This window comes from Vibrio lentus (assembly GCF_002875945.1).
Taxonomy (GTDB): domain Bacteria; phylum Pseudomonadota; class Gammaproteobacteria; order Enterobacterales; family Vibrionaceae; genus Vibrio; species Vibrio apostichopi.
In genome coordinates, this window is record NZ_MCZK01000111.1 from 65,449 (window position 1) to 83,345 (window position 17,897).

Here is a 17,897-nt window from a genome sequence, read left to right on the forward strand (position 1 = left end):
CTAACGTTTACAAATTTTATGATTTAATTTTTGTTCTTATATTTTGTCACGGATTATATTACACATCATCTCCGAGCAATGAGGTTTCAATCAAATATATATCAAGGTTTTTGCTTTTAAACTTGAATTTGGAGTCAGTGTAAATACTGATAAAAGTAACAAAAGCCTTTGGCCGATTCTGAATAAATGAAGAGTCTTTGGTTATGTGTGCTCAGCGATCACAGCCGAGCACGCATAACTCATCAATGTAATATCAAATCAACTGGCGTGCCTAGCTAACTTAGCTCCAATTTCATATTGATACTTACTATTTCTTGCTGCCATTTCTGTTGAAGATCTGGCTTTTGATGTTTTACTTTTCGAGACTTGTCTTGTGTCAGTAACTCTTCCAACTCCAACAGTCTTTCCAAAAGCAACTCGTCATCATTTTGAGCTAGCTCGGGGAATTGATTTTCACTGGTCGTGGAGCGTGATAACACAGTACTTGGAGTTTCCCCTCCCGCCTCTATGCTCACGACCTGATTACCGACAGACATGGCCTCATAAACCGCATCTAAATAAGTCATTTCCACCAACTGACCATCATTGATATACCAGAATCGATTACATGAACTCTCGATGAGTTCTCGATCATGGCTGACCAACAACAAACCACCTTCGAAACGAGTTAAGCAATGCGCTAGCTCTTCCTTACCTTCGATATCAAGGTGATTCGTTGGTTCATCAAGCAGCAGGAAGTGATACTTAGCCAAAGATAGCCCGACAAACAGTAAACGAGAACGCTCGCCACCGCTTAATTCAGCGATCTTTTGATCGTGTCTTTCATAAGAAAAGCCCGCGCTGATCAAAGCCATTTTTCTAGCTTCTTGTGAAACCGGATAAAATGGGTACAACGAATCTATCAACGAGTGCTCATCGCACAATTGGTTCAAGCTTTGGTCGTAATAACCCACTTCGGCTTGCAGATGGAAGTAACCATTATCTTCAAGTTGAGAGGCTTGATAGCTTGCCCATAACACTTTCAACAATGAAGACTTACCTGCACCGTTCTTGCCTAAAATAGCGACACGATCGCCACTTTTGACTTGTTGGAACAGAACTTCAAACAGTGGCGCTTGGTCTTGCGCGGCTGCTATTGGCACCGACGCTAATTCAAGTAAGCGATTGGCTTTCATCGACTCACCTGACAGGCTCAGCGTCCATGGTTCAATCGTATCCAAACGCGTCATGGTCGTTCGCAAGCCAGCAGCACGTTTCTCCATACTTTTGGCTTTGCGAGCTAGGCCTTCGTTATCGAAATCCCTACCCCAAATAGCTAAGCGCTGCGCGCTCTTTTCAATGCGGTTAATCTCTTTTTGTTCCACTTCTTGCCTTTCAGCGTCAGCGCGATCTTTCTCTTCTAACGCCTTTCTTGCTTCAGTGCAGGTTTGGCTGAAGTATTGCAGTTTTTTGTCACGTAACACCCAAGTACAATTGGTCACATGGTCGAGTAGCCTTTGGTCATGCGAAACCATCACAAAGGTGCCTTTCCAATCCATAAGAAATTGCTCTAACCAAAGCAAAGTTGGCAAATCTAAGTGGTTGCTCGGTTCATCCAGAAGTAGAACATCAGGTTCGACAATTAAGGATCTTGCTACCAAGACTCGTGCGTATTGACCACCACTTAAAGTATCAATCGACTGGTCCCAATAGCTTTCGTCAAAGCCTAAATTAGACAAGATGATTTGAGCACGCCATTGCTCAGAGAGTTGGATCTCAGATGGGAGATTATCGATAACAGCATCAAGCATCGACATGCTCAACAGGCGTTTAGGGAGGTGTTGCTCAATAAGCGCGACTTCAGCATAAGAGGCGAAAGACACACTGCCGATAGAATCAGGTAAGTCTTTGTTTAATAGACGTAGTAAAGTGCTTTTTCCACACCCATTGCTGCCAATTAGGCCAATGCGGTCACCCTTTTTAATGGTGAAAGAAAGCCCATCAAATAAGCGGCATGATGTTAGATCGTAAGAAATAGATGATGTAGATATTAATGTAGTCATTTGTTTACTCAAGTTTCAAGCGCGCGAACGCGCTGTCGTCATTTGCTGACAACAACCAAGTAAACTAGAGAGAAGAAACTCTATAGAAGTTTAGTTTTAAATGCTTCGCTCAAGTTTTGGTTATCGCAGCACGATAATGTTAAAACTTGAGTTTTGGTCGTACCAAAAAATATGCGCAAAGTTAAACTTACACACTTTCATAAAAATCCTCCTTATATTTGTATTGAGTTGAACATTAGCGCTAAAAATAAATCACATTGACCTATGAGTCAAAATATTTAGCCGCATTCGGCTTAGCCTGAATTGACCCTAAACTTACGTAAGCTAGGTCACAGTGACTCTGTGCATTTTTCTTGGAGTATCGCCGTAATCAATCACCGCGTAATGCTGCGTTACCCTGTTATCCCAAATCGCCATTGATCCGTTGTCCCATTTGAAACGAACTTGAAACTCTGGGCTGCGCGCTATTTCAAACAGCTGACTAAGTAAAGCATCGCTCTCTTGTCGCTCAAGCTCATTGATATAACGAGTAAACTGTTCATTCATATAAAGCGTTTCTTTACCTGTTTCAGGATGAATTTGAACAACCGGGTGAATCACTGGGGGATTTTGTTGAGCCGTTTTGATTAACGACTTGTGCCAATCAAGCTCAATTTGTTCTGACTCTATGCCTTCAAACGCCACCAGCGAATGGGTCGCAGATAAGCCTCTCAGCTTTGCTTTCATATCTTCATCTAACGATTCAAACACAGCCGTCATCGAGCACCAAATCGTATCCCCGCCTACGCTTGGAATATGCTGAGCATGCAACAGAGAAGCTTTCGATGGTAGATCCCGCCAAGTTAGATCCGTATGCCAATAACTTTCCATCGGAGCATTGCCATGCGTTGTTTCTATCACACTGACCTGAGGCACATGCTCGACGCACGGAAAAAACGGATGCGCGGGTTCGAGCTGCCCAAATCGCTGTGCAATCATCAAGTGCTGCTCTGGAGAAAGGGTTTGATCATCCAGAAAAATCACTTGATGGGTTAGAAGCGCCTGATAAACCTCATCGAGTTCATTCGCACTGCATGTGGCGAGATCGACTCCATGGATACGAGCTCCGATGTGAGGGGTAATGGGTTCAATTTTCAACATAAATTCGCTTATTGATGATGTGACATTTCAGAGTCAATTTAGATACTGACTATTAAACCGGACAAATACGCCATTTCTTTCAATCCTACTCGCTATAAAAGCAAAAAGCAGTTTTCCTCCTAAAATCAATTATCTTGCATCGCTTAATACATAAAAGCCTCAGTCTTCAATCTGTTAAGAACAGCGTGAAGACTGAGGCTCTGAGTTTGTTTAGTTTTTATCTTTCAGCTATTAACTATTAACTTAGGATACCGACTAGCGAGTCGTTGGTTTAACCATTTGCCATTGAGATAACGCTTTGTCAGCAACATTGCACTCCTGCATATACAAGCTTCTCCATCGGTGCGCCGCACTGTAAGTCACTTTAGATACACCGCCTGCAGTAATACAAAGGTTAGAACCCACCAACTGCACCTGTTTATCCTCTGTAAACTCAAACGTTTGGAACTGAGTCGCTTTCAAAAACGGTTCATCAACGTGGCAACGTTTTAGCATCAAGGCATTGTAAGGTAGCGAATTATTATTCACGCCCATAACAGTGACACATGCCTCGAAAGCTGGAAAGAACAGTGTTCCATCATCTCGATAGGTCACCGCTTCATCAGCGTACAAGCCTTCTTTGCAGTTGTGCGTCAATAACGGCAAATCGAATCTTACATACTCACCACTTCCAGCAACATCAATACAATAGCCGTCTTCCCTGTCTAACAGATCAACCAACTTTAAGTGTGATCCCGTTTCCTTCCAATCTGCGCTTACAGGGCCAGTAAACAACAGTGATAGCAACGATATCAGCCCCAATGGTAATACAGGGTATGGTTTTTGATACATTTTAGTGTCCTTCTAATATCAACTTTACAGGGCCGTGATAGATTTGGCGTATTCCAACATTTCGTCAAAATATGGATTGTAGGTCAGCCTAGCATGAACCTTCCCTTCTTCCTTGTACCCCCAAGCGGAATACCACGGTTCATCACTATTTAAACAAGCTTCATAATCAAGAGGATCGGTGCTGTTACGGCACATTTGGAATTTACCATTAGCGCCATAATAGAAATTGTCTTCACGGTATAACAAGCTCATGTGAGAGAAGTTACTGATGCGTTTTGACGGCACGCGACTGTCGAAATGGACAACGCGTTTATCTAGCGTATCTGGCTTATTTCCAAACCAAATAAATCGGCTGTTTGCATTGGTAAACTGCGTTTCAAACAGTTTAAGGACTTCAGTAACATTAACGACACTGTCATATTGAGTGACGGCTAAAAATGCAGGTCTGTCGAAAGGCTTTCTTTCTAGAGATTTTTGAACCTCGTAGCTAGTCCAGTAATACTGCGCAAAGCCATTCAAAGGTACGCTATTGTATTTCATTTGATTGTTGTGATTTTGCGGATCGCCTTGGAACACCCAATCAACAAATAGAGCGCCAGCAGGCGCAAGGAAATCAATGTCACTGTCAGATTTAAAGGCAGGAGAAAACAGATACAGAGCCTCTATGCTTGGATTACTATTGGCATAATCCGTCACCAAATTCGCACCAGTAGAGAACCCAGCTAAAGACACCTCAAACCCCTCTTCCTGCATAATCTCGACTTGATTTTTAACCGTATTCTCCCAATCAGATATACTTATCGGCACTAAATCGGCGGGACGACTACCATGCCCCGGAAGCAATACACTGCGCACCAAGTAACCTTCATCGGCGAACTCTTGGGCAACATCAACAAAAGACCAAGGAGAGTCACCCAAGCCATGCACAAAAATGATGCCCTTTTTCAGTGTGTTTGCTTGGTTTGGTGAGATTTCAAAAGGAGTATTATAAGAAAGCTCCGCTGCATGATCGTCTTGCAAAAACACACGATTCTCTTCCAGCCAAGTCTGAACGGTTTGTTGATACTCTAGAAACGAATCAAACTGTTTCACTGGAAACGCACTAGTAGACGTGTCATAGAGTGGATGATCATATTCCTGCTCGCTGCTAATGCATCCAATCAGCAATAAAGCACAACCCATGATCACAAGAGCATTGAACCTAGTTTTCATAAAAATATTGACCTTAATGTGTAACGAAATTTCATTTCTATTTTCCAGATAGCTTAACGTCGCACGCCTGCAGGTAAGGTGCGGTAATCGATTCAAGTTGGCCCCACAACTTCCTAGAACCAGATGCATCACAACCAGGATCCCCGTCCGGTAAGTCAACCAACCCAAACACATTGTGCCAATAACTTCCTCTTGGAAGATCTTGTGTCGCACCAATCAGAGAGGAATGGGATCCTTGCTCTTCCGACACAAGTTGTTTAGTACGAAGCCATGCGAGAAACCCTTTTTGCTTCCAGCAAAGCCACTGGCAACCACTCCGGGATGAACCGCGATTGGATGAATATTAGGGTAACGCTCTGATAACTCACGCACTTGCCACAAATTCCCTAACTTGCTTCGTGAATAAGTACTGGATGTGCCATCAAAAGGAAGATCAGCTGCACACTCATTTTCCATAATGTAAATATCTCCACTGGTAATCACCAGACGAGCATCATCAACCAACATGTTTTTCTGCATAAGGAGTCGATAAAGAATGTGATGACCTAACACATTGACTGAAAATGTTTTTTCATAACCGGAAGGTGAGATTTCAGCCTTTTTAGACACCAGCCCCGCGTTACAAATAACAATGTCGAATGGCGTCTCCCCTAGTTGTTTTACAGCAGTGACAATGCTCTTGGGATCCGCAAGGTCCATATAGATTGATTCGGCATGAAGGATATCATCCGTTGCATCCGATAAGCCTCTCGCCAACGACGTCACCCTCGCACCTTGAGCAAGTAAAGAACGAGTGATGAACTCGCCAATGCCAGCGGTTCCGCCCGTTACAAGTACCCTTTTCCCATCAAGCCTTGGTAACTCAGGGCAAGCATGATGTTTTCTTTTCTGTCCAATAATGGCCGATATCACTCGGCGATGCCTACCCTTCGGGGGACGACTGGCAATCAAACTTAGCGGCATAGTAATGCTCCTAATGGATTCGATAACAACAAATGACAATTTACAATAAATGTCATTTGTTACATTGTCAACGCGCCAATTTGATATAAGAACACATTAACTCTTATGTATAAGGGCAACAACTTATGTATTACGGCAATAACCTTTGCATTAAACGATGACCTCGTTTGACTGAGTAGACGGTAATCGATAGCATCAAGCTAATACTGTCGTTATCGAAAATTCTTATTTTCAAAGCCTTAAATACGGGTTTAGACACAATTTATTGGTAGTTAGAAATGCTTACTAAAGAAAAAATATTAGATGCATCGGAAATCGTTTTACGTAAGTTCGGCCCAAGAAAAACGACCGTTGTTGACGTAGCTCGTTCCCTTGATGTGAGTCACGGCACGGTTTACCGACACTTTGCAACTAAAGCGGAATTGCATGAGGCGATAACATTAAGATGGTTGGAGCGTGTAACTGCGCCATTAACTGAGATCGCACACAGTTCTGAAAGCGCATCAATAAGGCTTCGAGAATGGTTTGAGGCGTTAACGGCCATTAAGAGAAGCATTTTTATTGGCGAGCCAGAGTTGTTTGAGTCGTATTCATCATTGGCACAACAAACACCAGAGCACGTAAAATCAAAACACATCAACCATCTGTTGCAACAAGTTGAGTCGATTTTAAACGATGGCGTTACAGAAGGTGTCTTTGAAATTGAGGATTGTGCTACTACTGCGCGTTGCTTCTTCTTTGGTACCGTGCGTTACCACCACCCACTTCATTCATCAGAATGGAAGAGCGACACCATTGAACAAGAATTTACACAGCTTTTTTCTTTGTTAGAAAAAGCCATCTATAAACACTGATTCCTAATCGTTTCTGTAATAGCCGATTAGATGGGAGAGGATGATTGTGAAGCGTACACTGTTTCTCTGTGGGTTGATGGTCAGCCAATTGCTATTGCTGAATCATGCATTGGCCTCTCCTCAACAAGAGATTGACCATCTACTTACCTTTGTTGAATCAACGCAGTGCAAATACGAGCGAAATGGCACAATGCACAACGGGCCAGAAGCGGCTGCACATATAAAAAAGAAAGCTGATTATTACGCCGACGATATTGAGTCTGCTGAAGATTTTATCGCGTATTCAGCAACAAAAAGTATGTTGAGTGGGCGTCATTACCAAGTTCACTGTGAAGGTAAAGCATCGGTTAGCAGTGAAGTTTGGTTAAAATCAGAACTTGATGATTTTCGGTCTCGTTAACTTTTAGCTTTCTCACTTTCTCACTTACTAATTCTCTTATTCTCTTATTCTCTAACATTCAGCCCTGTTAACTTACTGCCTTGCTAAATAGTAAACAACAAAGTGCCAAACAAAAAAAGAGCCCCTAAATAGGCGCTCTTTTCGTTTTTTGATACTTCCTGTATCCATAGACAAGTCCAATCTGTAGTACTTTCACCGAAAGCCAGATCATCGATATCTCCAGTTGTGTATCAACTTAAATCTAGCACACAATCTTCAAGTTTTTCTGAGACACAACCGAGATAATCGACTTAGTGCCATTCCATCTCACCACTTAGCACTTTGGCACCCAGTTCAAGGTCGCCTTCTGTTGCCTTAAATTGTGGGTATGCTTTCTTCATGTAATCACTGATATCAACAGACGTTGGATTGCTTGTGCTTACCAGTGCTTTTTCAATATCTGTAACGTAATCCATCGTAAATTGAACGCCGTTAGTACCCGTTGACATTTCACCTAAGTAGTGGCCAGGAATGACCACCTCGGGCTCAAGTGCTTTCATGCGCTCTAATGATTGTGACCACTGGCTACGAATCTGTTTTGATGCGGTATCTGCCATCCATACATGTACGCCACTATAAACCGACACACCACCAAACACAGTTTTCTCAGACGGAACCCACAGGTAAGCTTGGTGCGTGTTAATTTCTCTTACTTCGATGGTTTCACCTTCAATGTTCAGCGTGGTCTCGTTAAGCACGGTTGGGACAATGACTTTAGACGGTGCGTTGTCTTCTAAGATTGGCCCCCAGTATTCTAGCTTTGCATCTTTAGTACGCTTGATGTGAGCAACGATCGCTTCACTTGCCACAACCTCAACGTTTGGAAATGCCGCCACAATCGGTTCTAAGCCAAAGTAGAAATCTGGGTCGCCACTGCTGATGTAAATCATCGATAGCTCTTTGCCTGTGGCTTTGATTTGCTCCACCAGCTTTTGCCCATCTGCGATGCTAAATTGTGCATCAAACAAAATCACTTCCTTTTCTCCCGAAACCAGTACAGAGGTTGCTGGGAATATTGCATTTTCACCCGGATTGAAATGAGTGATGTTTAGCTCAGCAGCAGAGACAACACTCGATGCAGCTAGCATGGCTCCTAAACTCATTGCTCCTAAAAGCGCGGTTCTTGATAAAAGGATTTTAGATAACTTTTTCATAGCTTTATTCCGTTATTAAGAGCTGAACGCCTGCCAACTCATTGAGTGTGCAAACATCTTATTTGATTGGAATTAGATGAAATAGACATCAAATTAACTTTCACTGTTGCGATTTTCGGACATATACTCATTTTCTCGTAGCGATTAGATTCAAAAATCATTTGGGTAATAAGAACAATGGATAAACTTGAGGCAATGAACGTCTTTGTCACCATCGTTGAGCGTGGCAGTTTGAGTGCAGCAGCCGAACACCTTGATCTCTCTCGAACCAAAGTCACGCGCTATTTGGGGGAACTCGAAAACTGGATGGATACTCGTCTGCTTCATAGAACCACTCGAAGCTTGAGCTTAACCAGCGCAGGAAAAGAGACGCTTGAAGTCGCAAGGGAGTTACTTGCCCTCGAAGCATCGTTAGCAGGTATCAGAAACCAAAGCCGCGAGCACTTGAAAGGCCAACTGCGTATTACCGCGAGTTATTCGATTGTCGATAGCTTCTTGATGGACGTGATCGGTCGCTTCATCGATAAATGGCCAGAGGTCTCAATTGATATCGTTTCTACCGATCAAACGGTCAATCTTGTTGAGTCACGTATCGATTTAGCGATTCGTATTACCAACGAACTGACGCCCAATATTGTCGCGAAGCAGCTCGGTGAATGTCGGTCTGTGATTTGCGCGTCGCCTCAATACCTAAAAGAGAAAGGGACACCCAAAAATGCGCAAGATTTAACACACCACAACTGCCTATCATTCAGTTATTTTGGCAAAACCGCGTGGACGTTTAATGGCCCGAATGGACTGGAATTAGTGCCGATTAAAGGGAACATCAGTGCGAATACTTCTGAAGTTCTACTTTCTGCCACACTCAAAGGCAACGGTATCTGCTTACTGCCCTTTCCTTCAGTCGAAGGTTTAATTGAAAGTGGGCTATTGGTTCCTCTACTCTCTGAATGGAAACCAAAAACGCTGGGTGTGCACGCAGTTTATGGAACGCGTAAACAAGTCACACCGCTGTTAAGGGCCTTTATTGACCACCTATCTAACGAGATGGAACAGTCGACAAGCTGGTAGGTAAGCCTTGTCATTAACAATACTGATGTGGAATAAGTATTATTAATTTTACTTATGCATAGCTAAATTCTATCTTGGCTGCACTATCCAACACCATAAACAAACGCGATTACGCAGGGAAAAAGACGATGACTGCCATTACCGATTTAAACATTCTGCTAAAGTCCATGTCACCAGAGCTCTTTGAAGGTGATTATGTTTTTTGTACTGTAGACGGGGGATTAGCAGATTATGTTCAACTCGAACCAATCGCGACGTTTCGTGAAAAAGAAGGCTTAACCTTGGTGCTCACTGAGGATACCGCACGACGAACTCAACTCGATTTCGATGGTGTGTTTAGCATGATCACTTTATCGGTACACTCGAGCCTAGAAGCGGTTGGACTAACCGCAGCCTTTGCCACCAAGCTAGGCTCATATGGCATTAGCGCCAACGTGATTGCTGGCTTTTATCACGACCACATCTTCGTTCAGAAAGACAAAGCTGAAGCCGCAATGAGTGCGCTTAGAGAGTTTTCAGAAGCGAGCTAACAAAAGTGCGTTCTTCAGGCACAAAAAAAGCGACGTAATCTACGTCGCTTTGGCTTATCGCTTAATGTTCATTCACTGATCAGGCATCAGAGAACAAGACCGTTAAGCAAGCTTAAAAGTCGCCACTTTGTCACTTAAACCAGCGGCTTGGCTCTTAAGTTCGTTCGACTCAGTTAAGCTGTCCTGTGCGCCCACAACTAGGTGGTCGGTAACATCTTTAATGGTCGTAATGTTTTGGGTAATTTCACCCGTCACGTGTGTTTGCTCTTCAGCTGCGGTCGCGATTTGAGTTGCCATATCGCTGATCAAAGCAACGGCAGTATTGATCTCTTCAAGTGCGTGTGAAGCCCTGTCGGCATCCTCTACTGAATGTATTGCCAGTTTAGAACTGCTCTCCATAAGCTCAACGGCTTGAGTCGTTGTGCGCTGTAGAATATCGATCGTTGATTTGATCTCTTCTGTTGAGGAGTGAGTACGTTGAGAAAGTACTCGTACTTCATCTGCTACCACAGCAAAACCACGACCTTGTTCACCAGCACGAGCGGCTTCAATCGCTGCATTCAAAGCAAGTAAGTTGGTTTGCTCTGCAATGCCTTGGATTGTCGCCAATACGGTCGAGATCTCTTGAGCGTGCTTGTTAAGTTCGCTAATCACATTGCCCGCTTCGTTCACTTCATTGGCCAAGTTATTAATTGAGCCTTTAGTGTCGACAACCAGAGCGTGACCGCTGTTGGTGCTTGCTGCTGAGTCTTGTGCAGCCTTTGCTGTTTGCTCGGCATGCGATGCAATCTCTTGAGTTGCACAGGCCATTTCCGTTACCGCTGTCGCCACCATAGTGATTTCTTGTTGCTGGTGGTTTAGCTCATCCACAGAACGATTTGCACGCTGGGCACTTTGCTCCGACTGGCTGTTTAGCTGTTCTGATTGTCCACGGATATGACCAATCAACTGCTGTAAACTACTCACAAATGTATTGAAGTTATGAGCCAGCTCACCCACTTCGTCTTGGTTTTCAACATGAATTCGTTGAGTTAAATCACCACTACCATTGGCGATTTGTGCCAAGGCTTGAGATACATGATTAAGCGGACGGAATAGAATCGTACACAGCAGATTGAACAATATGGTGCATACAATCACAACCAGCAGTGTCACCAACACTTGACCGATCACCGCATCAAATAACGGCGCAACCAAAGAGTCATGATTAACCACGCTGATGGTAATCAGGTTTGTGCCATCAATCGCTCGTGCATACAGAACATAGTCACTGCCGTTCAAATCGATAGAAGTATCTTTACCGCTCACTAACGCCTTTTGTACATCAGAAAAATTCAACCCAAGCGAGCTGATATTCTTGTTCAGTAGCTTAGTATCTGCGTGCGTGTAAACCGTGCCCTTGTTCGTCGCGATGAACATGTAACCTTCACCCGGAAGAATTACCTTTTCAAGGCTATTAAGGATGTCGGTAATTTCTACGTCTGCACCCAACACGACCTGCTGACCGTGTAATTGCATTGCGGTACCCAGCGACACAACGTTAGCACCCGTTGCCGCAGCAACCGTTGGGTTGTCCATGAACACTCTACTTGGATTCGCAACCGCATTGGTGTACCAACCCCATACGCGTGGATCATCATTGCCTGGTGGCAACACAACACCATTCGCATTCTTTTGCGAACCGTCAGGAAATGCCAGGAAGACATTATCAAAAGAGGCAGAATCACGAACCTGTTTTAGGTGAGTTACCAAGCTTTCTTGTTTGGACTCTTTCGACAGAGAAGTGAGCGCACGCTCTTTGGATAAGATCCAATCTGACACGTATTGGTTGTAAGAAGCGGATGCCCCTTCCAAACGCTGTTCAACTTCTGTATCCAATCGTTGCAATGATGCACGAAATGAAAGTGCTTCAACCAAAATCCCCCCCAGGATGATGGCCATACTGGCAGAGATCGCCAGCTTATTCTTAAGCGAGAGTTTCTTTAACATAGAAAACCTATAGTTTTTGTATAAATAACCGTGGGTAACAGAACCGTTCCCATGCGGTAGCAAGCCAATATATTTTACACATTAAAATAAATAATAGAACGGGCTAACTCATTGTATTATCGATATATGTGAACCAATAGCAGATCCAGATCAATTCACAATCGAAAGAATGATATACGTTAAGTTACGCCTTCAAAGCCCAAACAAAGATGCCGAGCCTTTTGTTTCATTTACCCTGATGTAAATGGCGTTCGTATTCTCAATGCATTAATCTTATAAGCTGTTAAGTACTCAGAGTTTTCCTATGTCCCGAAGTCAACGTCTCTTCGACCTGCTCCAATTATTGCGCTGTCATAAATACCCAGTGTCTGCCGATAATCTCGCTAAAAAGCTCAACGTGAGTACTCGCACCATTTATCGCGATATCGTAACACTGCAAGCACAAGGTGCTGAAATTGATGGTGAAGCTGGTGTGGGTTATCAATTGAAACCCACCTTCACTCTCCCACCAATGATGTTTTCAACGGAAGAATTGGAAGCGTTACGGCTTGGCGCTGAATGGGTCGCCAAACAAGCCAATGGGGAATTCAGTGAATCGGCTAGAAATGCCATTGCTAAGATTTCTGCGGTGTTGCCTGCAGACCACCAGGCCAAACGCAGTGAAGACATTGTGCGTGTTGCTTCAATCATTGAGGTTACAGAGCTAACTATTGAACTGTCAGATATCAAGCTAGCAATTAAGCAGCAGAACAAAGCTGAGCTCCTTTACACAGACGCAAAAGCTAATGTGAGTTCAAGAATCGTTTGGCCAATGTTGATTGGCTTATTCGAACAACACTACGTCTTGGTCGCTTGGTGTGAAACGCGAAATGCGTACCGGAATTTCAGGCTCGATAGAATCGTAGAATGGAAAATGCTTGAAGAAAAATATCAGCGCCCGCGTCATGACTTGATCAAAGATTGGCAGAACATCGAAGGCATTGCAGATAAAGTAATTCGCTACTGACAAAAACTGTCACTGGCACGCGTTATATTTCTCTCAACCCGAGCAAACTCGATGGAAATCAAGTTGCCCAGAGACGAAACGAGTTAAATCAGAAACAACATCGCAAATCAAATTGACCAGCCTAGGAGCTATTATGTTTACCATTGATTCATTTGTTCTTTATGTCGCAGACATTCATCGCAGCATGGACTTTTATGCAAAAGCATTTGATTGCGAGCCAAAGCTTCTATCACCAACCTTTGCTGCCCTAGACTTTGCAGACAACGTTAAAATCACCCTCAAGCAGGCTGACGTTCTAACACCAGCAAGTAACATCAAGGGCGGCGGTACTGAGCTCTCTATGCCTGTTGCTGATAAAGAGACACTGGAAAATCTTTATCAAGCATGGAAAGAGAAAGGTATTCAGTTTGAACAAGATCCAGAAGAGTCGGTTTACGGCATCAACTTTCTTGCTGTTGATCCAGACGGACACCGTATCCGCGTCTTCGCTTAAACGAATAAGAGCAAGCTGCACCTAGCCGCTTGCTCATCTCATCTCATCTCATCTCATCTCATAAACAGTTTATTAGCCGAAATCTAGCGTCAGCAATAATCGTGTCTCGTCAGATGAAGTGACGGGAGAACGATGTACAAGACCCGCATTTTCATTGCCACTCCAACTCTCTCCTTTCAGCAACGCCACATCACCACTCGCCATTTGTTGGATATCAGATTCATGAGTGTATAAGCCTGAAGCAGAATCTGGTTGTCCGTTGGCTCCTCGCCCTAGCTTCGAACGGTCGACCGCGTAGTTTGGCAACCATTCCGTCGCGACACCATGATAAGTCGTCACTAAGCGGCAAGGTACTTGGTCAAAATGGAAACGGGGACACATCGCTTTATTCAGAACGGCTAGACGCAGCCCTACTTCTTCAAGTTCGAACAAGCAACAGAACATATCCACTAACTCTGCCATGTTTTCTAATAGCGCTTTAGAAGCCGTTCCGTCTGTCGCAAACTCTAATTTCTCAAAAGCGTTGTCGGGTGACAGGCTAATAGACTTACTAAAGTTTGGATTCAACGCGATAAACTCACCAATGGCACTTGTTAAGTCAGCATCAAATGTACGCTGCCAAATCGCAATATTGATATCACTTTGATAGATATCGGCCAGCACCGTTGGCTGCTCAGAGGCACGAAAGCATGGCTTATGACTCGCTTGATCCTTGATGCTCACGGCGGAATTAATGTTAAGTGGCTGATTGCTATTGGTTGCCAAAGGCTTCGTTAACACGGCATTCATTACGTCATCTCCTTGATGCATGCTTATCGTCTTCCTCTTGCCGCCACGATCGTTAATCACAGCAAGAATGATTTTTGGTTATGTTATAACATAACCAAAAATACACAAGTAACTTAGCCGATCATGGTTCCAATAATATGGCGATGCTCTACCTTCCTCAGGTAATTTGGTGAATGCTAGACTAAGCTTTTATCTATCTTTCTTTTCCAACAGATATGCTCCAAAAAATGTGCCAAAGACGTTCTTTAAGCGAACGGCTCCATAACGTTAAACCTGTAAATTCATCAATCTGGTGACCACTTATGAAAAAACTAATACCAACGCTCGGTCTGTTTTGTACCCTCATTTCTGCGCCATCTTTTGCAGAAACGGGCTACACGTTAGATCCCAAGTTATCGAACGTTACATTCGCAACCATTAAGAAGCAATTTGTTGTGGAGCCCGCGTCGATAAAGCCTCTATCCGGTGGGCTGACAGAAGAGGGTCAGTTTTCCATATTGCTAGACTTGAAGAGCGTGAGTACCGGAGTATCGATTCGCGACCAGCGACTCAATGAGCTCTACTTTGAATCGATGACTTTCCCTGAAGTGAAGATCTCCGGAAAGGTTGACCCTGCAATGCTATCTGGCGATCCACAAAATACGACCATCGCGGCCGAAGTCACCTTGCATGGCGTAACCAAAACCATCGACTTCCCAGTTATGGTTGTTCCGTCTGAAGGTTTTGTCATGGTCAATTCAACATCAACCATCATCGTCAATGGCGCTGATTTTGGGATATCGACGGAAAACCTAAACAAGCTTTCAGCAACCGTCGGCGGGCTAGCGATTTCCGATAAGGTTCCTCTAAGCTTCAATCTACTCTTCGACAAGTAATGGATTAATATCGTCTCTTTTTGACTCCCTCTAAGCTCTCGCCATCCTATTAAGGCGAGAGCTTAAGCAGAGAATATCCCGTCATTCTTAATGCCTATAAAGTCCCAAACAGAGCCAGAACAAGGCTCAACAAAGCCGAATTGCTCGGAACGAACGACCAAATAGGTCATACTAGACCCCTCATATAAAAAGCCCATAGCAGCCAAACCGCATGAACTCTATTACCCTCAGTGAACCTTTCACTCTAATCAATGGCCAAGTGATTAAGAACCGCCTGTTTAAATCAGCGATGAGCGAACAACTTGGTGACAAACACCACAACCCGACAATCGGTTTAGTTAACCTCTATCAACGTTGGGCGAATGGCGGGATTGGTTTGTCGATAACCGGTAACGTAATGGTCGATAGGAATGCGCTCGGTGAACCGAAAAACTTCGTTTTGGATGAGCAAAGTGACTTAACCGTTTTTCGTCAATGGGCTAACGCCGGAAAGCAAAACGGTTCACACATATGGATGCAGCTTAACCACCCCGGCAAACAGATCCCTAAGTTCTTATGCAATGAACCTGTCGCTCCGTCTGCTATATCACTAGGTCGAGGATTAGAGAAAGGCTTTAACACCCCAAGAGCCCTAAGTGATAGCGAGATCCACGACGTTATTAATAAGTTTATTCTGAGTGCTAAGCTTGCCAAACAAGCTGGCTTTACTGGCGTTCAAATCCATGGCGCTCACGGTTACCTTGTAAGTCAATTTTTGTCGGCAAGACACAACCAACGCGACGATAAATGGGGCGGCTCATTGGAAAACAGACTTCGATTCGTACTCGAGGTTTATCGTGGCATCCGAAAAGAAGTGGGCGATGATTTCCCTGTTGGTATCAAGCTGAACAGTGCCGACTTCATGAAAGGTGGCTTCACAGAAGATGAGTCAATGCAGGTTGTAAAAGCGTTGAGCGAAGACGGAATTGACTTAATCGAAATATCAGGCGGGACTTACGAAAGCCCGTCGATGATGGGATCTAAGAGCAAAAGTGAACCGATAAAGGCAAGCACACTCAAACGTGAGGCCTACTTTATGGATTACATGGTTAAGGCGAGAAAGCTGGTCAGCACGCCTCTCGTGGTCACTGGTGGCTTTCGAACCGCACAAGCGATGAATGACGCATTAAGCACATCCGCAACGGACTTTATCGGCATAGCTCGAACCATGGCGGTTGATCCTGACTTCCCCAATAAGTTAATTGAAAACCCAGAATACGGAATGCCACTAACCGTCCCTACTACCGGGAAGCCTTCATTAGATAGAATGGCGATGGTGGGATTGGTTTGGTACGAACATCAAATGTGGCGAATGGCTGCAGGAAAAAACACCGATCCTAGATTAAGTGCTCTTGGCGTCGTAGTTAAAACGATCTTAAGTGCAGGTTGGCACGCCTTCAAGAAACGCAGAGCGTAACGTGTTTAGCGTATTTGACGTATTTAGCGTATTTATTCCGGAGAATTGAAGCGCTTATACTCCAAAAGATGTCGTTGATGTCACATGTCGTTACACAGCATGAAGCCTTAAGGCTTTACATCTTGGGCGAGGTAAACAACAATCCCTGAGAATAAATCCATAACATAATGTATTTAGAAATTATGAGTAATACAGAAAACAAAAAATCGAGCCCTCTTTTCGAAGTCGTTTTTAACGTCTTTCTTCCTTCATTCATCCTAATGAAGTTCAGTGGAGAGGAGCATCTCGGAACTGGCTTAGCATTGCTTGTCGCACTTGCCTTCCCTATTGCTTACGGTGGTATGGAATTAATCCGCAACAAGAAGTTTAACTTTATCGCGGCGCTGGGCTTTGTCAGCGTGCTATTAACGGGCGGCATTGGTTTCTTCGAACTCGACACTCGTTGGTTAGCACTCAAAGAAGCATTAATCCCCGGCTTAATTGGTTTAGCGGTACTTGGCTCTACCTTTACTCGCTACCCATTTATCCAAAAAGTCATCTTCACGCCAGCACTATTAAACATCTCGTTGATTGAAGAGCGTTTGAGACAGTTTGGTAACCAAGCTAAGTTTGATCGGTGCCTAATGACATCAAACTACATGTTCGCTAGCACGTTCGCCTTCTCTTCTGCGATGAACTACTTCCTAGCGACTTGGATTGTCACCAGCCCAGCAGGCACAGTAGCCTTCAATGAAGAGCTTGGTAAGCTGACACTTTACAGCTACCCAGCAATTGCAATCCCAAGCCTTCTCATGATGTTAGGTATTTTCTACTACATCTGGCGCCAAGTACGCGACATGACATCATTAGAAGCGGAACAGATCTTCATTACCAAGTAGCTCTTACCGAACGACCTTAGAAACACTCCAAAAGCTCAGCACATTCGCTGGGCTTTTTCGTTTTCCTCTCTCGTTGGTCGCTCGATGGAATTTCATCTTTGATTGAGCAAATGAATCACATTTATAATTCGAGGCCAGTTTTCTTAGATTAGGTCAAGGGCTCTTCTCCGCTTAG

At 43.9% G+C, this 17,897-nt stretch carries 17 protein-coding genes; 9 read left to right on the forward strand and 8 right to left on the reverse strand.

Annotation, left to right across the window (positions count from 1 at the left end; all coding sequences use genetic code 11):
* Nucleotides 1-275: 275 nt before the first annotated feature.
* From BCT49_RS11070 to BCT49_RS11090, 5 genes are all read right to left on the reverse strand, one after another.
* Nucleotides 276-2,042 carry an ABC-F family ATP-binding cassette domain-containing protein gene (locus BCT49_RS11070; RefSeq protein WP_102435258.1) on the reverse strand — a complete coding sequence of 589 codons (1,767 nt, stop codon included), beginning with the start codon at nucleotides 2,040-2,042 and terminating at the stop codon, nucleotides 276-278.
* A gap of 324 nt (nucleotides 2,043-2,366) precedes the next feature.
* A complete protein-coding gene (locus BCT49_RS11075; RefSeq protein WP_102435259.1) occupies nucleotides 2,367-3,182 on the reverse strand; it encodes a TauD/TfdA dioxygenase family protein in 816 nt (271 codons plus the stop codon).
* A gap of 255 nt (nucleotides 3,183-3,437) precedes the next feature.
* Nucleotides 3,438-4,013, reverse strand: coding sequence for a hypothetical protein (locus BCT49_RS11080; protein WP_102435260.1), 576 nt, complete (start codon nucleotides 4,011-4,013; stop codon nucleotides 3,438-3,440).
* A 24-nt stretch (nucleotides 4,014-4,037) separates the two neighbouring features.
* Nucleotides 4,038-5,225: an alpha/beta hydrolase gene (locus BCT49_RS11085; RefSeq protein ID WP_102435261.1), complete on the reverse strand. Its 1,188-nt coding sequence runs from the start codon at nucleotides 5,223-5,225 to the stop codon at nucleotides 4,038-4,040.
* Between the two features lie 216 nt (nucleotides 5,226-5,441).
* The gene (locus BCT49_RS11090) at nucleotides 5,442-6,188 is read right to left on the reverse strand and encodes an SDR family NAD(P)-dependent oxidoreductase (RefSeq protein ID WP_241908059.1); all 747 of its coding nucleotides are present in this window, start codon (nucleotides 6,186-6,188) and stop codon (nucleotides 5,442-5,444) included.
* 278 nt (nucleotides 6,189-6,466) lie between these two features.
* On the opposite strand from BCT49_RS11090, the gene BCT49_RS11095 reads away from it, so the two are divergent.
* Both BCT49_RS11095 and BCT49_RS11100 read left to right on the forward strand, forming a co-directional pair.
* Nucleotides 6,467-7,042, forward strand: a complete 576-nt coding sequence (locus BCT49_RS11095) for a TetR family transcriptional regulator (RefSeq protein ID WP_102435262.1) — start codon at nucleotides 6,467-6,469, stop codon at nucleotides 7,040-7,042.
* A 40-nt stretch (nucleotides 7,043-7,082) separates the two neighbouring features.
* Nucleotides 7,083-7,442, forward strand: coding sequence for a DUF5329 family protein (locus BCT49_RS11100; RefSeq protein ID WP_241908060.1), 360 nt, complete (start codon nucleotides 7,083-7,085; stop codon nucleotides 7,440-7,442).
* Between the two features lie 290 nt (nucleotides 7,443-7,732).
* Here BCT49_RS11100 and BCT49_RS11105 read toward each other — a convergent pair whose 3' ends face one another.
* Nucleotides 7,733-8,635 (reverse strand): Vmh family MBL fold metallo-hydrolase, encoded by a 903-nt coding sequence (locus tag BCT49_RS11105; RefSeq protein WP_102435263.1) that lies wholly within the window; start codon nucleotides 8,633-8,635, stop codon nucleotides 7,733-7,735.
* A gap of 177 nt (nucleotides 8,636-8,812) precedes the next feature.
* Between BCT49_RS11105 and BCT49_RS11110 the strand changes: the two genes are divergently transcribed.
* Together BCT49_RS11110 and BCT49_RS11115 are read left to right on the forward strand one after the other, a co-directional pair.
* On the forward strand, nucleotides 8,813-9,706 hold the full coding sequence (locus BCT49_RS11110; protein WP_102435264.1) for a LysR family transcriptional regulator: 894 nt from the start codon (nucleotides 8,813-8,815) through the stop codon (nucleotides 9,704-9,706).
* Nucleotides 9,707-9,834: 128 nt separating this feature from the next.
* Nucleotides 9,835-10,236 (forward strand): ACT domain-containing protein, encoded by a 402-nt coding sequence (locus BCT49_RS11115; protein ID WP_102435265.1) that lies wholly within the window; start codon nucleotides 9,835-9,837, stop codon nucleotides 10,234-10,236.
* A 102-nt stretch (nucleotides 10,237-10,338) separates the two neighbouring features.
* Here the strand turns inward: BCT49_RS11115 and BCT49_RS11120 are convergent, their stop codons facing one another.
* The gene (locus tag BCT49_RS11120; RefSeq protein WP_102435266.1) at nucleotides 10,339-12,225 is read right to left on the reverse strand and encodes a methyl-accepting chemotaxis protein; all 1,887 of its coding nucleotides are present in this window, start codon (nucleotides 12,223-12,225) and stop codon (nucleotides 10,339-10,341) included.
* A 304-nt stretch (nucleotides 12,226-12,529) separates the two neighbouring features.
* Here BCT49_RS11120 and BCT49_RS11125 point away from each other — a divergent pair, with 304 nt between their 5' ends.
* Together BCT49_RS11125 and BCT49_RS11130 are read left to right on the forward strand one after the other, a co-directional pair.
* Nucleotides 12,530-13,231: a helix-turn-helix transcriptional regulator gene (locus BCT49_RS11125; protein ID WP_102435267.1), complete on the forward strand. Its 702-nt coding sequence runs from the start codon at nucleotides 12,530-12,532 to the stop codon at nucleotides 13,229-13,231.
* Nucleotides 13,232-13,364: 133 nt separating this feature from the next.
* Nucleotides 13,365-13,724 (forward strand): VOC family protein, encoded by a 360-nt coding sequence (locus tag BCT49_RS11130; protein WP_102435268.1) that lies wholly within the window; start codon nucleotides 13,365-13,367, stop codon nucleotides 13,722-13,724.
* A gap of 72 nt (nucleotides 13,725-13,796) precedes the next feature.
* Here the strand turns inward: BCT49_RS11130 and BCT49_RS11135 are convergent, their stop codons facing one another.
* A complete protein-coding gene (locus BCT49_RS11135) occupies nucleotides 13,797-14,513 on the reverse strand; it encodes a DUF1826 domain-containing protein (RefSeq protein ID WP_102435269.1) in 717 nt (238 codons plus the stop codon).
* Between the two features lie 302 nt (nucleotides 14,514-14,815).
* Between BCT49_RS11135 and BCT49_RS11140 the strand changes: the two genes are divergently transcribed.
* The 3 genes from BCT49_RS11140 to BCT49_RS11150 all read left to right on the forward strand — a co-directional run bounded on the left by BCT49_RS11140 (nucleotide 14,816) and on the right by BCT49_RS11150 (nucleotide 17,722).
* The gene (locus BCT49_RS11140) at nucleotides 14,816-15,388 is read left to right on the forward strand and encodes a YceI family protein (protein ID WP_102435270.1); all 573 of its coding nucleotides are present in this window, start codon (nucleotides 14,816-14,818) and stop codon (nucleotides 15,386-15,388) included.
* A 211-nt stretch (nucleotides 15,389-15,599) separates the two neighbouring features.
* On the forward strand, nucleotides 15,600-16,844 hold the full coding sequence (locus BCT49_RS11145; protein ID WP_102435271.1) for an NADH:flavin oxidoreductase/NADH oxidase family protein: 1,245 nt from the start codon (nucleotides 15,600-15,602) through the stop codon (nucleotides 16,842-16,844).
* Between the two features lie 182 nt (nucleotides 16,845-17,026).
* Nucleotides 17,027-17,722: a VC0807 family protein gene (locus BCT49_RS11150; RefSeq protein WP_102435272.1), complete on the forward strand. Its 696-nt coding sequence runs from the start codon at nucleotides 17,027-17,029 to the stop codon at nucleotides 17,720-17,722.
* The last annotated feature ends 175 nt before the right edge of the window (nucleotides 17,723-17,897 follow it).

Excerpts from the sequence above, each read along its gene's own strand:
- BCT49_RS11070 (WP_102435258.1), bottom strand. The coding sequence starts at position 2,042 with ATGACTACATTAATATCTACATCATCTATTTCTTACGATCTAACATCA.
- BCT49_RS11075 (WP_102435259.1), bottom strand. The coding sequence starts at position 3,182 with ATGTTGAAAATTGAACCCATTACCCCTCACATCGGAGCTCGTATCCAT.
- BCT49_RS11080 (WP_102435260.1), bottom strand. The coding sequence starts at position 4,013 with ATGTATCAAAAACCATACCCTGTATTACCATTGGGGCTGATATCGTTG.
- BCT49_RS11085 (WP_102435261.1), bottom strand. The coding sequence starts at position 5,225 with ATGAAAACTAGGTTCAATGCTCTTGTGATCATGGGTTGTGCTTTATTG.
- BCT49_RS11090 (WP_241908059.1), bottom strand. The coding sequence starts at position 6,188 with ATGCCGCTAAGTTTGATTGCCAGTCGTCCCCCGAAGGGTAGGCATCGC.
- BCT49_RS11095 (WP_102435262.1), top strand. The coding sequence starts at position 6,467 with ATGCTTACTAAAGAAAAAATATTAGATGCATCGGAAATCGTTTTACGT.
- BCT49_RS11100 (WP_241908060.1), top strand. The coding sequence starts at position 7,083 with ATGATTGTGAAGCGTACACTGTTTCTCTGTGGGTTGATGGTCAGCCAA.
- BCT49_RS11105 (WP_102435263.1), bottom strand. The coding sequence starts at position 8,635 with ATGAAAAAGTTATCTAAAATCCTTTTATCAAGAACCGCGCTTTTAGGA.
- BCT49_RS11110 (WP_102435264.1), top strand. The coding sequence starts at position 8,813 with ATGGATAAACTTGAGGCAATGAACGTCTTTGTCACCATCGTTGAGCGT.
- BCT49_RS11115 (WP_102435265.1), top strand. The coding sequence starts at position 9,835 with ATGACTGCCATTACCGATTTAAACATTCTGCTAAAGTCCATGTCACCA.
- BCT49_RS11120 (WP_102435266.1), bottom strand. The coding sequence starts at position 12,225 with ATGTTAAAGAAACTCTCGCTTAAGAATAAGCTGGCGATCTCTGCCAGT.
- BCT49_RS11125 (WP_102435267.1), top strand. The coding sequence starts at position 12,530 with ATGTCCCGAAGTCAACGTCTCTTCGACCTGCTCCAATTATTGCGCTGT.
- BCT49_RS11130 (WP_102435268.1), top strand. The coding sequence starts at position 13,365 with ATGTTTACCATTGATTCATTTGTTCTTTATGTCGCAGACATTCATCGC.
- BCT49_RS11135 (WP_102435269.1), bottom strand. The coding sequence starts at position 14,513 with ATGAATGCCGTGTTAACGAAGCCTTTGGCAACCAATAGCAATCAGCCA.
- BCT49_RS11140 (WP_102435270.1), top strand. The coding sequence starts at position 14,816 with ATGAAAAAACTAATACCAACGCTCGGTCTGTTTTGTACCCTCATTTCT.
- BCT49_RS11145 (WP_102435271.1), top strand. The coding sequence starts at position 15,600 with ATGAACTCTATTACCCTCAGTGAACCTTTCACTCTAATCAATGGCCAA.
- BCT49_RS11150 (WP_102435272.1), top strand. The coding sequence starts at position 17,027 with ATGAGTAATACAGAAAACAAAAAATCGAGCCCTCTTTTCGAAGTCGTT.